16 protein-coding genes are annotated in these 13,360 nt (G+C 65.6%); 12 read left to right on the forward strand and 4 right to left on the reverse strand.

The window, feature by feature from the left end; translation table 11 throughout:
- Nucleotides 1–98: 98 nt before the first annotated feature.
- The 12 genes from pstB (at nt 99) to JLK41_RS00795 (ending at nt 10,383) form a co-directional block, all read left to right on the forward strand.
- Nucleotides 99–932 carry a phosphate ABC transporter ATP-binding protein PstB gene (gene pstB / locus JLK41_RS00740; RefSeq protein ID WP_037053897.1) on the forward strand — a complete coding sequence of 278 codons (834 nt, stop codon included), beginning with the start codon at nt 99–101 and terminating at the stop codon, nt 930–932.
- A gap of 101 nt (nt 933–1,033) precedes the next feature.
- Entirely contained in the window at nt 1,034–1,759 is a 726-nt protein-coding gene (gene phoU, locus JLK41_RS00745; RefSeq protein ID WP_394346205.1) for a phosphate signaling complex protein PhoU, read from the forward strand.
- Nucleotides 1,760–1,893: 134 nt separating this feature from the next.
- A complete protein-coding gene (locus JLK41_RS00750) occupies nt 1,894–2,802 on the forward strand; it encodes a response regulator (RefSeq protein ID WP_037053891.1) in 909 nt (302 codons plus the stop codon).
- Nucleotides 2,803–2,945: 143 nt separating this feature from the next.
- Nucleotides 2,946–3,842, forward strand: coding sequence for a peptidoglycan DD-metalloendopeptidase family protein (locus JLK41_RS00755; RefSeq protein WP_037053889.1), 897 nt, complete (start codon nt 2,946–2,948; stop codon nt 3,840–3,842).
- Between the two features lie 412 nt (nt 3,843–4,254).
- A complete protein-coding gene (gene fliD, locus JLK41_RS00760; RefSeq protein WP_150607482.1) occupies nt 4,255–5,550 on the forward strand; it encodes a flagellar filament capping protein FliD in 1,296 nt (431 codons plus the stop codon).
- On the forward strand, nt 5,550–5,948 hold the full coding sequence (gene fliS, locus JLK41_RS00765; protein ID WP_011920495.1) for a flagellar export chaperone FliS: 399 nt from the start codon (nt 5,550–5,552) through the stop codon (nt 5,946–5,948). The genes fliD and fliS overlap by 1 nt, the downstream gene beginning before the upstream one ends.
- Nucleotides 5,932–6,249: a hypothetical protein gene (locus JLK41_RS00770; protein WP_047586045.1), complete on the forward strand. Its 318-nt coding sequence runs from the start codon at nt 5,932–5,934 to the stop codon at nt 6,247–6,249. The genes fliS and JLK41_RS00770 overlap by 17 nt, the downstream gene beginning before the upstream one ends.
- Nucleotides 6,250–6,252: 3 nt before the next feature.
- Nucleotides 6,253–7,323, forward strand: coding sequence for a flagellar hook-length control protein FliK (locus JLK41_RS00775; protein ID WP_210390145.1), 1,071 nt, complete (start codon nt 6,253–6,255; stop codon nt 7,321–7,323).
- A gap of 26 nt (nt 7,324–7,349) precedes the next feature.
- Complete coding sequence (locus tag JLK41_RS00780; protein ID WP_037053875.1) at nt 7,350–7,820, forward strand: flagellar basal body-associated FliL family protein; 471 nt, start codon at nt 7,350–7,352, stop codon at nt 7,818–7,820.
- A 16-nt stretch (nt 7,821–7,836) separates the two neighbouring features.
- Nucleotides 7,837–8,571, forward strand: coding sequence for a FliA/WhiG family RNA polymerase sigma factor (locus JLK41_RS00785; RefSeq protein WP_037053872.1), 735 nt, complete (start codon nt 7,837–7,839; stop codon nt 8,569–8,571).
- 1 nt (nt 8,572) lies between these two features.
- Nucleotides 8,573–9,445 (forward strand): flagellar motor stator protein MotA, encoded by an 873-nt coding sequence (motA, locus tag JLK41_RS00790; protein WP_037053869.1) that lies wholly within the window; start codon nt 8,573–8,575, stop codon nt 9,443–9,445.
- Nucleotides 9,442–10,383 (forward strand): flagellar motor protein MotB, encoded by a 942-nt coding sequence (locus JLK41_RS00795; RefSeq protein WP_210390146.1) that lies wholly within the window; start codon nt 9,442–9,444, stop codon nt 10,381–10,383. The genes motA and JLK41_RS00795 overlap by 4 nt, the downstream gene beginning before the upstream one ends.
- Before the next feature lie 8 nt (nt 10,384–10,391).
- On the opposite strand, the gene JLK41_RS00800 is transcribed toward JLK41_RS00795, so the two are convergent.
- The 4 genes from JLK41_RS00800 to JLK41_RS00815 all read right to left on the reverse strand — a co-directional run bounded on the left by JLK41_RS00800 (nt 10,392) and on the right by JLK41_RS00815 (nt 13,338).
- The gene (locus tag JLK41_RS00800) at nt 10,392–10,859 is read right to left on the reverse strand and encodes a hypothetical protein (protein ID WP_037053864.1); all 468 of its coding nucleotides are present in this window, start codon (nt 10,857–10,859) and stop codon (nt 10,392–10,394) included.
- A complete protein-coding gene (locus JLK41_RS00805; protein ID WP_037053862.1) occupies nt 10,856–11,692 on the reverse strand; it encodes a winged helix-turn-helix domain-containing protein in 837 nt (278 codons plus the stop codon). Before JLK41_RS00805 ends, JLK41_RS00800 begins: the two co-directional genes overlap by 4 nt.
- Nucleotides 11,693–12,029: 337 nt before the next feature.
- Nucleotides 12,030–12,911: a lateral flagellin LafA gene (gene lafA, locus JLK41_RS00810; RefSeq protein WP_037053859.1), complete on the reverse strand. Its 882-nt coding sequence runs from the start codon at nt 12,909–12,911 to the stop codon at nt 12,030–12,032.
- Between the two features lie 259 nt (nt 12,912–13,170).
- Nucleotides 13,171–13,338 (reverse strand): rubredoxin, encoded by a 168-nt coding sequence (locus JLK41_RS00815; protein WP_003242223.1) that lies wholly within the window; start codon nt 13,336–13,338, stop codon nt 13,171–13,173.
- Nucleotides 13,339–13,360: the final 22 nt, after the last annotated feature.

Consider the following 13,360-nt stretch of genomic DNA (forward strand, 5'->3'; position numbering starts at 1 on the left):
GAGCCGCAAGCCCCGAGCCGCAAGCTTCAACGAGAAGCGCGGCGACCGGCTTGCAGCTTGTAGCGTGCAGCTTGTAGCTGCGAACGGAGTGAGCCCATATGCAACACGAAGCCCATACCCACGGTATCGACCTGGCCGCCCTCGGCCGCGACAAGCAGAGCCTGAGCCTGGCCGACGAGACCACGGCCATCGAAGTGCCGGGCCTGAACCTGTTCTACGGTCAGAAGCAGGCGCTGTTCGACGTCAGGATGGACATCCCCAAGCAGCGCGTGACCGCCTTCATCGGCCCGAGCGGCTGCGGCAAGTCGACCCTGCTGCGCACCTTCAACCGCATGAACGACCTGGTCGATGGTTGCCGCGTCGATGGCGAGATCAACATCGACGGCCGCAACATCTACCGCAAGGGCGAGGATGTCGCCGAGCTGCGTCGCCGCGTCGGCATGGTGTTCCAGAAGCCCAACCCCTTCCCCAAGAGCATCTACGAGAACGTGGTGTATGGCCTGCGCATCCAGGGCATCAACAGCAAGCGCGTGCTCGACGAAGCGGTGGAATGGGCGCTGAAGAGCGCGGCACTGTGGGACGAGGTCAAGGATCGTCTGCACGATTCGGCACTGGGCCTGTCCGGCGGTCAGCAGCAGCGTCTGGTGATCGCCCGCACCGTGGCGGTACAGCCGGAAGTGCTGCTGCTCGACGAGCCCTGCTCGGCACTCGACCCGATCTCCACGCTGAAGGTCGAAGAGCTGATCTACGAACTCAAGAGCAAGTACACCATCGTCATCGTCACCCACAACATGCAGCAGGCGGCGCGTGTCTCCGACTACACCGCGTTCATGTACATGGGCAAGCTGATCGAGTTCGGTGATACCGACACGCTGTTCACCAACCCGGCCAAGAAGCAGACCGAAGACTACATCACCGGTCGTTACGGTTGAGGACAGCGGCACGCTACAAGCCGCAAGTTGCCGGTCAGCTTGCGGTAACCAGACACTTCACCGATCGGCTTGCAGCTTGAAGCTTTCGCGGAGCGAACTTGATGAACAAAGACAACATTACCCAGCACATCTCCCAGCAGTTCAACGCCGAGCTGGAAGAAGTGCGCAGCCACCTGCTGGCCATGGGCGGCCTGGTGGAGAAGCAGGTCAACGATGCCGTCACCGCCCTGATCGAGGCCGACTCCGGCCTGGCTCAGCAGGTGCGCGAGATCGATGACCAGATCAACCAGATGGAGCGCAACATCGACGAGGAATGCGTGCGCATCCTCGCCCGTCGTCAGCCGGCGGCCTCCGACCTGCGCCTGATCATCAGCATCTCCAAGTCGGTGATCGACCTCGAGCGCATCGGCGACGAGTCGACCAAGATCGCCAAGCGTGCCATCCAGCTGTGCGAGGAAGGCGAGGCGCCGCGTGGTTACGTCGAGGTTCGCCACATCGGCGATCAGGTGCGCAGGATGGTCCAGGAGGCGCTGGACGCCTTCGCCCGTTTCGACGCCGACCTGGCCCTGTCCGTGGCGCAGTACGACAAGACCGTCGACCGCGAGTACAAGACGGCGCTGCGCGAGCTGGTCACCTACATGATGGAAGACCCGCGCTCGATCACCCGCGTGCTCAGCGTGATCTGGGCGCTGCGCTCGCTGGAGCGCATCGGCGATCATGCACGCAACATCGCCGAACTGGTGATCTACCTCGTGCGTGGTACCGATGTGCGGCATATCGGCCTGACCCGCATGCGCGAGGAAGTCGAAGGCAAATCCGCGGACTGATGCCTGCGTCGAGCCAGCGGCCCGGGACTTCCCGGGCCGTTGCGTTTGCGCGATTTGTCGTTTACCCGACGTTTCCGTTGGCCTTAGGCCACTGGCCATGACTATGCTTATTGCCATTCGTACAGGAGAGGCCGATGAGCAAAGTCAGTGTGCTGGTGGTGGACGACGCGACCTTTATCCGTGATCTGGTCAAGAAAGGGCTGCGTGATCACTTCCCCGGCGTACAGATCGAGGAAGCGGTCAACGGTCGCAAGGCCCAGCAGCTGTTGGGCCGGCAGGCGGTCGACCTGATCCTCTGCGATTGGGAAATGCCAGAGATGTCCGGCCTGGAGCTGCTGACCTGGTGCCGTGAGCAGGACGACCTGAAAACCACGCCGTTCATCATGGTCACCAGCCGTGGCGACAAGGAGAACGTGGTGCAGGCCATCCAGGCCGGTGTTTCCGACTACATCGGCAAGCCGTTCTCCAACGAGCAACTGGTCACCAAGGTGAAGAAGGCCCTGAGCCGCGCCGGCAAGCTGCAGGCGCTCACCGCCAGTGCTGCGCCCAAGATGCTGAGCGGCGGTGGCTTCGCCAACGATTCGCTGGCCGCACTCACCGGTGGCAAGGCCGAGGTGGTCAAACCCAGTGCGCCGACACCGGCCGCGCCAGCCCCGGCAGCGGCCTTCGCCAAACCGGCCCCCGCGGCCGCGAGCAAGGCGCCGGCCGGGCGCGGCCAGGGCCAGTTGCGCCTGCCGTCCGGCAGCATGGCCTGCGTGATCAAGGCGCTGAGCCTGAAGGAGGCGCTGCTGGTGGTGCGGCGTGCCGATGTCCTGCCGCAGGTACTCGAGAGCGCGGTGCTCGATCTGGAGCAGGGCGAGGCAGCGGAAACCGCCCGCCTCAACGGCTACCTGCATGCCGTGGCGGCGTTCGAGCCCAAACCCGACAGCGAATGGCTGCAGCTGACCTTCCGTTTCGTCGACCGCGACCCGCAGAAGCTCGACTACCTGTCGCGGCTGATCGCACGCGGTACCGCGCAGAAGCATTTCTCTCCGGGCGCCTGATTCGCGCGGTGATCCACATGGCACCGGAGCGACCGGCGGCGGTGAGCCGGTTCACAGCCTGACGGTTGCTTCCTCGCGCATGCCCTCCCGCGCTGCTAGTCTTTTCAATCCGGATAGCAAAAAGCCATAAGATCCGAATCGTTATGCTAGGGCGTTTGATCATTTTCTGCAGTCTGCTGGTTCTCTGTGGCCAGGCTGCTGCTCTGACCGTTTACAAGTACGTCGACGCGAACGGCGTGGTGACCTACAGCGATCAGGCGGCGCCTGGTGCCCAGGTGTTCGTGTTCAACGACCGCATGGTCGAGCGCCTGGACAACCAGGTGAAGCTGGAGACCAAGAAGCACGAAGCCGGCGAGACGCTGCTGATTCGCAACGACCTGTATGCGCCGGTGGAGATCGAGCTCAGGCTGGAGCAGGTGAAGAACGCCATCGGCGCACCGAGCAAGCCGATTCGCTGGGTGCTGCCGCCGCGCAGCAAGATCCGTCTCGCCACCCTGACGCCGCAGGATGCGGGCAAGCCGCTGCGCTACAAGCCGAAGCTGCGCTACGCCCTCGGCGACCCGCGTCTGCAACCGAGCATCCATCGTTATCCACTGCCCTGGCGGGGTGGTCCGTTCCGGCAGACCCAGGGCGCCAACGGTACCTACAGCCACTTCACGGCCAAGGGGCGCTACGCGGTGGATATCGCCATGCCCGAGGGCACGCCCATCGTCGCGGCCCGTGGTGGGGTGGTGGTGAAGACCGAGAACCAGCAGAGCGGGCGCGGCAACAACCCTGCCGGCAACTTCGTGCGCATCCTGCATGACGACGGCACCATGGGGGTCTACCTGCACCTGATGCGCGGCTCGGTCAGCGTGCGCGAGGGGCAGCGGGTGGAGACCGGCAGCCTGCTGGCGCGCTCCGGCAATACCGGCAACAGCACCGGCCCGCACCTGCACTTCGTGGTCCAGCGCAACGTCGGCCTGGCCGTCGAATCCATTCCGTTCAACTTCCGCCAGCCGGTCAACAGCCTGCCCAATTTCGCCGTTGGCGGCGAGTAAGCGGCAGGTTCAGGCGGGCGGTCGCGGCTGAAGCCCCTCCCACGCATCAACGCAATCTTCTCTCGCTCCTCAGTCCCGGTTTCGTCGGCGCGGATTCATCTCGTGGCCGGAGAGCCACCCTCAGCGCTGTCCTGCGTGTCACGGCCACTCTCCCCGCGCCTGGCTGGCTTGTCCGGCCTCAGTGCACTGCATTCACCGCGTTTTCCTTAAGCCGGGCCGCTGCCGCGTCGCCTGTGTAGGGGGCATGTCCGCCTGTTGCGCAGGCGAGCGGAAGCCGGCCTTCCGCCTGTCGCTCGCTGCCTCGCGAGCGGAAAGGATCTTTCACCTGGCGGTTGGCTCAAGTCCTTGAATATCAACGACTTGGCTGGTTGGCACCGCTATTGCTATCTCTCAGGAAAACGGGTGTCCGACTATGGCTATCGATTCAGATTACGTACAGAGCATGGCGACCCAACTGGCCCAATACGAGATTCAGGGGCAGTTGGCCAAGGCCAACCGCAACCAGGAAGCCTACAAGGCGCAGCTCAATGCCCTGAGCTCCCTGGACACTGCGCTGAAGAGCTTCAAGAGCGCTGCCAGCGGCCTGAAGCTCGCCGGCAGCAGCATGCTGGTCAACAGCGCCAGCTACAGCCAGGAGGGCTATGCCACTGCCACGGTCGGCAGCAAGGCGGTCGCGGGCAGCTATGACTTCTTCGTCCAGCAGCTGGCCAGCAAGAGCCAGCTCGCCCTGCAGGGCCTGCAGGACGGCGACCTGGGCAGCGGCAGCCTGAGCATCGGCCAGGGCAGTGACACGTTCAGTGTCGACCTGGGCGCGGTGACGACGCTCGACGAACTGGCCGCTGCGATCAACGGCGCGGCTGACAACAGCGGGGTCAAGGCCACGCTGGTGCGCAGCAATGGTCAGGTCAACCTGGTGCTGACCAGCGAGACGACCGGTGCCGACCAGGCCATCAGCCTGACCGCCAGCGGCAACACGGCATTCGAGAATGCCGTGGCCGCGCGTCAGGAACTGTCCGTGGCCAAGGACGCCATCGTCCGCCTCGGCGGCGAGGCCGGTATCGAGCTGACCAGTAGCAGCAACACCTTCGCCAACATCATCGACGGCGTCAGCCTGACGTTCAGCAAGGCTCACCAGACGGGCGACACCCCGCTGACCATCGAGATCGCCCAGGACCAGAGCGCCACCAAGGAGAAGGCGCAGACGTTCGTCAGTGCCTTCAATGCCCTGATGAGCAGCTTCGACTCGCTGACCGCCAGCGGCGGCGAGAGCGGCAGCCGTGGGCCCCTGGCCGGTGACGCCAGCGTGCGCGCCATCGAAGGCATGCTCAACCAGCTGGTGCGCACGTCCTTCGGCGGGGTGAGCCTGACCGAGTTCGGCATCGTCGCCGACCGCGGCGGCAAGCTGACCATCGACAGTGCACGTTTCGAGAAGGCCGTGGCGGCCAACCCGGAAGGCTTCGAGAAGCTGTTCACCGACAAGGGCAACCTGCTCGACACCCTGGACAAGAACCTGGCGGTCTACACCAGCAGCGCCGGCGGCCTGCTGACCAATCGCAAGGACACCCTCAACACCCAGCTGCGTCGTGTCGATCAGCAGTTCGACAACATCCAGAAGCAGTACGACTCCTACTACGCCCGCTATCTCCGTCAGTACACCGGTCTGATGCAGACCATGGCGGCGATGGAACAGACCTACGGAATGTTCTGATGAGTGCCTACAACCTCAACGAAAGTTACGACAGCTACCGCACCGTGGACCTCGAGGCCCGCGCTGCCGCCGCCTCGCCCTACGAGCTGGTGCTGGTGCTGTTCGACGGCCTGCTCGACGAGCTGGCCCGTGCCCGTGGCCATATCGAGGCCAAGCGTTACCAGCAGAAGGGCCAGTCCCTGGAGAAGTGCCTGAACATCCTCGGCGGCCTCAACAGCGCGCTCGATTACGAGAACGGCGGCGAGCTGGTGCAGGGCCTGGCGCGGCTCTACGACTACTGCATCTACCGGCTCTCCGACGTCAGCGTCAGCCTGTCGCTGGAAGGCCTGGACGAGGTGGTGGGGCTGCTCGGTGTGTTGCGTGAAGGCTGGGAAGGCGTGAATGCAGCGCGCAAGTGAACTGCGCGCCCTGCAGCAGCTGCATGGCCAGTTGGCCGAGGCGCTGGAGCAGGGCGACTGGGCGCGCATCGGCGAGGTCGATGCGCTGATCCGCGCCTGCCTGCAACTGCTGGCCGGGTTGCCGTCGCTCAGTGACGAGACGCGTGCGGCCAAGCAGCGTCTGCAACAGCTGCACGGCCAGGCGCGAGTCGCCTGCGCCGAGGAATGCGAGCGCGTGCGGCGCCTGCTGTTGACGCATCTGGAATACGCCGAAGGGCGTAGCGCCTACCTGCGCGTCGATCTGTATCAAGAGGGGAGATAGAAGGTGCTGCAACTGATCAACGCGAATGCGCGAGTCGACCTCGGCGGCGCCGCAGCGGAGCCTGCGCTGAACGGCTTTGCCCAGGCGCAGAGTGCGTCCGGCGAACAGCCGGCCTTCGATCTGCAGATGGAGCTGCATGCCTTCGCCGCAAGCGAAAGCGTGGCGCCGCCAGCCAGCGCGCCGGCGCCGATCGCGCTCGGCCTCGGCGAGGCCGATGCCGATGCCGAGCAGTGGCTGGCCAGCGTGCTCGGGCAGCAGGCGGTCCGGGTGGAGGCGCGCGAGACGGCGGAGACTGCGCAGCACGCCCCGGCGCGCCCGGACGAACAGGAGCAGGACCCGCAGCTGGCCGCGTTGCCGGTCGATCCCGCGCGGGTGCCGCGTGAACCCTTGCCGAGCGAGCCCGAGCGCGCTGCGGCCCCGGTCGCGGCCAGGCCGGTGCCTGCCCAGGCCATGACTGCGCCGATGCCGCCAATGGCGCTGGACGCTGCGCTGCAGAATGCCGCGTCACTCACCGCCAACGACAGCCTCGAGGCCAGCCTTGCCGAGCGTCTGCCCGGCACCGGCAGCGCCGACGACAAGGCGAGCGCGACGGCCACTGCGCCAGCTTCCCTGCCCGCGAACCTGGCACCGACCACGGAGCGCCACCTCAAGCTGCATGCGCCGCAGGCGCAGTGGGGCGAGCAGATGCTCGGCAGCCTGCGCGAGCAGGTCGATGTGCAGATCAACCAGCGCATCCAGAACGCCACCATCCGTCTCGACCCACCGGAGCTGGGCAGCCTGGAAATCTTCCTCAGTCACGAATCCGGCCGGCTCAGCGTGCAGCTTTCCGCGGCCAACGCCGATGTCGCCCGCCTGCTGCAGCAGACCAGCGAGCGCCTGCGTCAGGAACTGGTCGGGCAGCACTTCGTGCAGGTCGACGTGCAGGTCTCCGCCGATGCCCAGGGCGGGCGTCAGCAAGGCCAGCCGCGCCAGGCCTGGCTGGCCGAGGAGCCGGTGCACGCGGCGAGCACCACCACGGCCGACAGCGGCCCGCGCAACCCGGACTCGACCAGCGACGTGCTGGTCACCGTTTAACCCTTCGCACCTGAATCGAGAACCCCATGACAATGCCGCGCATCATCCTCCTGCTGCTCATCTTCAACACGCTGGTGGTGGTCGGCGGGACCGTCTTCAACTACGCCACGCTGCGCTCGCTGCAGTCCGGGCAGCCGCTGCCGGGGCTTTCCAGCGCGGGCGCCGGCGAGGAGGAGCAGACCAGCGAGTATCGCTTCTTCCCCATCGAGAAAGTCATCGTCAGCCTGCAGGGCGAGAACCGCGAGCACTACTTCGTGCTCGACCTGGTGCTGCAGGCCGACCTCGAGACCGACCCGAAGAAGCTCGAGCAGATCGACCCCATGGTGCGCAACTCGGTGGTCGCCCACCTGTCGGCGATGACCTTCGAGAGCCTGCGTGCCATGCCCATCCCCGAATTGCAGGGCAAGCTGGAAAGCGCGCTGTTCGATGACTTCGCCAGCAAGAAGCTGGCGATGCCGTTCGCCAACGTGCTGGTCAGCAAGCTGATCGTCCAGTAGAGAGCAGGGCCTGCCCATGAACGCCAACTGCGCCATCGACTACCGCTACGCCGCCGACCAGGGTGGTGCCGCGCTGTTCGCCCCCGGGGCCGAGCAGAAATGGCTGATGCAGTACCTGCCGCTGGTCAAGCGCATCGTCAGCCAGCTGGCGTTGCAGGCCAATCAGGTGCTCGATCGCGAGGACATGGAGCAGATCGGCCTGATGGGGCTGCTCGAATGCCTGCGCCGCTACGGCACGCCGGACGAGCAGTTCGGCCGCTTCGCCGCGCTGCGCGTGCGTGGCGCGATCCTCGACGAGCTGCGTCGCCAGGACTGGCGGCCGCGCCAAGTACGCCAGCAGACCCACAAGATCCGCGATGCCATTCGCCAGCTGGCGCGCCAGCTGGGCCGTGTGCCGCAGGAGGAGGAGATCCTCCGGGCCACCGGGATCAGCGCCAAGGACTACCAGGAGTTCCTCCAGGCCGACGCCTGCGAGGCCATCGAGAGCCTCGACGAGCTGCTGCAGAACGGCCACGAAGGGTTCACCTGTGGCAGCAGTGCGGTCGAGGACAGGGTGCTCAAGGAGCGCCTGCTGACCCAGGCGCTGAGCCAGCTCAGCGAGCGCGAGCGGCTGGTGCTGACCCTTTACTACCAACATGAGCTGAGCCTCAAGGAAATCGCCCTGGTGCTGGAGCTGAGCGACGCGCGCGTCTGCCAGCTGAGCAAGCAGGCGATCGCCAAGGCCAGCCGCTACCTGAACGAGAGAGGCTAGGGTGCAGAAGTTACTAGGTGCATTGATCATCGTCGGCTGCGTGCTGGGCGGGTACGTCATGGCCCACGGCGAGCTGGCCATGCTCTGGCAGCCGGCCGAGGTGGTGATCATCGTCGGCGCCGGTCTCGGCGCACTGGTGGTGGGCAACCCCAAGGAAGTGCTGGTGGAGATGTGCCACCAGATCAAGGGCGTGTTCGTCTACAAGCGGCGCGGCGAGGAGTTCCAGCGGCAACTGCTGATGCTGCTGTACGAGCTGCTGGAGATGGTCGAGGTCGGTGGTCTCAAGGTGCTCGACGCACACATCGAGGAGCCCGAGCAGAGCGAGCTGTTCGCCAAGTACCCGCTGATCCGTCAGGAGAAGAACCTGATGGCCTTCATCGCCGACAACTTCCGCCTGATGGCCATGGGCAAGATCAGCGCACACGAGCTGGAAGGCTTCCTCGAACAGGAGCTGGAGGCCATGGAGCACATCCTGCTGCAGCCGTCGCGTTCGCTGCACAAGATCGGCGAGGCGATGCCGGGCTTCGGCATCCTCGCGGCGATCATGGGGATCATCATCACCATGGGCAACATCGGCGGTTCGGTGGCCGAGATCGGCGCCCACGTCGCTGCCGCGCTGGTCGGCACCTTCCTCGGCATCTTCATGTGCTACTGCGTGATGGAGCCGCTGTCCAACGCCATGAGCCAGCGCATCAAGACCGAGCTGTCGGCACTCGAGTGCGTGCGCACCACGCTGGTCGCCCATGTCGCCGGCAAGCCCACGCTGCTGGCCGTGGATGCTGGGCGCAAGCTGATCGAGCAGGACGTCAAGCCGGCCTTCAAGCAGCTGGAGACCTGGGTCAACCGCTACGAGGATGAAAGGGACGCGGCATGAAGAAGCGTGGCGGCGCAGAACACGAGATCATCATCAAGCGGCGTGGCAAGAAAGGCGGCCACGACGAGCACGGTGGTGCCTGGAAGGTCGCCTTCGCCGACTTCACCATGGCCATGATGGCGCTGTTCATGGTGCTGTGGATCATCCAGCCGCAGACCCAGGACCAGAGCCGGGCCAATGCGGACATGATGAACAACCCGCTGGTCGATGGCGGCGCCGGCATCTTCGACGGCACCAGCACCACGCCGCTGGACCTCGACGGTATCCCGGTGCAGGTCAGCCCGCGCCAGGACCGCCTCAACCAGGCGCGTACGCCCCAGGAGGACCCAGGGGCCGAGCAGGGTGATGGCCAGCCTGGCGCGGCGCGCAGGCCGCACTACGCCGAGCCGCTGCAGATGCAGGAGCTGGCGCAACTGATGGAGGCGCTGGCGCTGCAACTGGATGCCGAGGCCAACATCGAGGTGCAGGTGGTGCCCCAGGGCCTGCGCATTCTGATCAAGGACGATGCGCAGCGCTTCATGTTCGCCCGTGGCAGCGCGCGCCTGGACCCGCATTTCGAGACCCTGCTCAAGCGTCTGGCCGGCATCCTGGCCAAGGTCGACAACCACCTGATCGTCAGCGGCCACACCGATGCCACGCCCTACCGGGGCATCGTCGGCGGCTACAACAACTGGAACCTGTCGGGTGATCGCGCCCTGCGCGCGCGCAACGTGCTGGTCGAGGCCGGCCTGCCGACCCGCGCGGTGCTGCAGGTGACGGCGCAGGCCGATGGCATGCCGCTGCTGCCCGATGACCCGGAGAACGGTGCCAATCGGCGCATCGAGCTGCTGTTGCTGACCAGCCAGGCCGAGGGCCTCTACCGCGAGCTGTTCGGCGACACGCAGGTGCGTGTGGAGTACCGCGCCGAGGGCGCGCGGCTGAGCACGCCGGAGTCGTGAGCGCGGCGCTACAGGTGACGCGCTGGGCAGTAGAACTGGCGGGTTTCCAGGGCGTAGAGGCAGCCGTCGAGGCGGGTCAGGCGGATGGTCGAGCCCTTGTGCCGACCGTAGAGCAGGTTGAACACCAGCTCGTCGTCGACCTCGCTGGCCAGGCCGGTGACCTGGCCATCCTCGACGCGCAGGCGGTAGTTGCCGAGGAAGCCGTAGTCGACCGTCCCCGAGGTCTCCAGGATGCTGTCGCCCTGGCGGGTCATGGCGTAGAAACGCCCGTTGTTGACCTGCAGGCTGTGGCTGATGTCGAGCACCTTGCCGTTGCTCAGCTGGACCTGGCCGCTGGACTGGTAGCGGCCGTCGAGCTCCGCGCTGGAGCTGAAGCTGAGCCACAGCGCGAGCATGCCCAGGAGCATCGCCAGGGCCGTGGCGAACATGCTCAGCAGCCACACGCCGCTGATGCCGAGTTGCCTGCAGCGGCTCATGGCAGGCATCTGCTCAGTTGGGCATCGGCCACCTGACCCAGCTGGCTTTCATGCAGCATCAGCGAGCGTGCGCCGCCCCCCGGTTGCAGGCAGAGCAGCTCGTAGAAGCCACCACTCAGGCGCAGCACCAGCTCGGACGGCGCGCTGGCCAGTGCCGTGAGGCGGCTGGTCAGGCCATGGGTGTGCAGGATGAGTTGCTGCAGGCGCTGCGGGTTCTGGTCGATGTAACGCACGTTGAGGGGTCCCTGGGTCATCTCGCTGCTGTACAGGTCGTCTGGCTGGCTGATCCGGTACAGCGTCAGGAACAGGGCGATGCCGATGATGCTGAACAGGCTGAGCAGGATCAGCCAGGAGGCGCGCTGACGACTGTGGCGCCGCAGGAAGGCGGGTGGTGCGGCTGGCACGTCGGGCGCCGCGCCGGACGGGTCGGCGGCATCGCTGGCTGACGGCACGACCAGGTGATTGGGGTTGAGCAGGTAGCCGCGGCGCGGCAGGGTCTGGATGATCTCGCGGCTTTTCTCGTCGCCCAGCACCTGACGCAGGGTATAGATCTGCTGGTTCAGGCTGCCCTGGCCCACTACCCGGTCGGCCCAGGCGTGGTTCATCAGCTCCTCGCGCGAGACGACCTCGCCCGGCTTCTGCAGCAGGCGCTCGAGCAGGCGGCTACCGGAGTAGCCGAGGTCGATCTTCTCTTCGATACCGCTCTTGGCCAGCGTCAGCTGATACAGCGCCGGATAGAAGTGCGCGTAGCAGTCACTGCGCCCGGTCCTGATGACCTGGCAGGCGATGGTGCTTCCCGGCTCGGTGGGCGGCGTGTCGGGGCTGGAGTTCATGCGGTCCTTAGAGCGAGCGACATTTCCGGCTGGAAACGTCCGGGCGACGGATGGTCAGCATTCTGGCGTCAGGGAAATGCAGTGGCAAGTCTTGTGCCAGTCACGAGCTGACCGAGCGGCCTCGCACAGGCCGTGCTCAGTTCTATGCTAGCTGCTTCGTGGGTGAAGTCGATGCAGTCGGCAGGTGTCGTGACGGTCATTTCAGCATCCCGTCGTTCGATGACGGTTGCACGCTGGCGATGCGCGTTGCCGGGGCTCAGGCCGTAACGAGAAACGCCCCGTGAGTACGGGGCGTTGGAGGGGGTGGCGCCATCCGTTGCGCCTGGATGACGCGGGATCAGCCCAGCAGGGACATGACCATGCCCGGCATCTGGCCGGCTTGCTTGAGCATGGAGATGCCCGACTGCAGGAGCATGGAGTTCTTGCTCATGCTGGCGCTTTCCTTGGCGAAGTCGGCATCCATGATGCGACCCTTGGCCATGTCGGTGTTGTCCTTCATGTTGCCGAGGTTGTTGGCGGTGTGGTTCAGGCGGTTGATGTTGGCGCCGAACTGGGCACGCAGCGCACCGATCTCGTCCAGAGCGGTCTCGGCCAGGGTGATCGCGCCGTTGGCGCCGGCCTGGGTCTCGAGCTTCTGGTCGGCGGCCGGAGCAGCGGCGAACTGGGTGTTCAGCGCGCCCAGGGCGGCGGTCAGGGTGCCGACGTCGGCGCTGACGTCCAGGGCCAGGGTTTCGGTGGCGCTGGCGCCGATCTGGAAGCTCATGCCGCCAGCGGTGCCGAACTTGCCGCCGGTACCGGCGATGTCGAACAGGGCCTCACCCGCGTACTTGGTGTTGGTCATGATGTTGGCCAGCTCTTTGCCCAGTTCGTTGAACTCGGCCGAGAGGGCCAGACGGTCGTCTGCGCTGTTGGTGTCGTTCGCCGCCTGGGTGGAGAGGTCTTTCATGCGCTGCACGATGTCGGTCATTTCGCTGAAGGCGCCTTCGGCGGTCTGCAGCAGCGAAACGGCGTCGCTGGTGTTGCGGATGGCCACGTCCATACCACGCGATTGAGCGTTCAGACGGGTAGCGATCTGCAGGCCGGCGGCGTCGTCGGCAGCGGAGTTGATGCGGAAACCGGTGCCCAGACGCTGCTGGTTGGTGCCCAGGGCGTTGTTGGTCTTGGACAGGTTGGTCTGAGTGATCAGCGAGGAGTAGTTGGTATGAATCGACAGAGCCATGATGAGATTCCTTCAGTTGAGTGAAGCTGGCTGTGATTGCCTGCTGTAAGTGAAGGGCGACCGGCTTTTGACGCTGCTTAAATGGCGTTGGCGATTTTTCTGCGTGGCGGCCGGCGAAGGCTATGGCGCGGGCTCCACGCCAGGAGGCTGCTGGGCCGCGAGGTGGCTGTGTTGCGTTTGCGGGGCCTGCTGGCGGCGCCTGGCAGGGTGAAATGAAAACGGCGACCCGAGGGTCGCCGTTTGTTGAAATGACACGTGATCAGCCGATCTCGATCATCTCGAAGTCCATCTTGCCGACGCCGCAGTCAGGGCACAGCCAGTCTTCCGGCACGTCTTCCCAGCGGGTGCCGGGCGCGATGCCGTCGTCCGGCCAGCCCTGGCTCTCGTCGTAAATCAGTCCACAGACCACGCATTGCCACTTCTTCATATCGACCTCGGGTGAATCTCAC

The sequence above is a fragment of the Ectopseudomonas khazarica genome (genome assembly GCF_017915135.1).
Classification (GTDB): Bacteria; Pseudomonadota; Gammaproteobacteria; order Pseudomonadales; family Pseudomonadaceae; genus Aquipseudomonas; species Aquipseudomonas khazarica.

Bases quoted from the DNA above. Each gene is read 5' to 3' on its own strand.
- JLK41_RS00805 (WP_037053862.1), bottom strand. From the start codon at position 11,692: ATGAACTCCAGCCCCGACACGCCGCCCACCGAGCCGGGAAGCACCATC.
- JLK41_RS00815 (WP_003242223.1), bottom strand. From the start codon at position 13,338: ATGAAGAAGTGGCAATGCGTGGTCTGTGGACTGATTTACGACGAGAGC.
- fliD (WP_150607482.1), top strand. From the start codon at position 4,255: ATGGCTATCGATTCAGATTACGTACAGAGCATGGCGACCCAACTGGCC.
- JLK41_RS00770 (WP_047586045.1), top strand. From the start codon at position 5,932: ATGCAGCGCGCAAGTGAACTGCGCGCCCTGCAGCAGCTGCATGGCCAG.
- JLK41_RS00780 (WP_037053875.1), top strand. From the start codon at position 7,350: ATGACAATGCCGCGCATCATCCTCCTGCTGCTCATCTTCAACACGCTG.
- lafA (WP_037053859.1), bottom strand. From the start codon at position 12,911: ATGGCTCTGTCGATTCATACCAACTACTCCTCGCTGATCACTCAGACC.
- JLK41_RS00795 (WP_210390146.1), top strand. From the start codon at position 9,442: ATGAAGAAGCGTGGCGGCGCAGAACACGAGATCATCATCAAGCGGCGT.
- fliS (WP_011920495.1), top strand. From the start codon at position 5,550: ATGAGTGCCTACAACCTCAACGAAAGTTACGACAGCTACCGCACCGTG.
- pstB (WP_037053897.1), top strand. From the start codon at position 99: ATGCAACACGAAGCCCATACCCACGGTATCGACCTGGCCGCCCTCGGC.
- JLK41_RS00755 (WP_037053889.1), top strand. From the start codon at position 2,946: ATGCTAGGGCGTTTGATCATTTTCTGCAGTCTGCTGGTTCTCTGTGGC.
- JLK41_RS00785 (WP_037053872.1), top strand. From the start codon at position 7,837: ATGAACGCCAACTGCGCCATCGACTACCGCTACGCCGCCGACCAGGGT.
- phoU (WP_394346205.1), top strand. From the start codon at position 1,034: ATGAACAAAGACAACATTACCCAGCACATCTCCCAGCAGTTCAACGCC.
- JLK41_RS00750 (WP_037053891.1), top strand. From the start codon at position 1,894: ATGAGCAAAGTCAGTGTGCTGGTGGTGGACGACGCGACCTTTATCCGT.
- JLK41_RS00800 (WP_037053864.1), bottom strand. From the start codon at position 10,859: ATGAGCCGCTGCAGGCAACTCGGCATCAGCGGCGTGTGGCTGCTGAGC.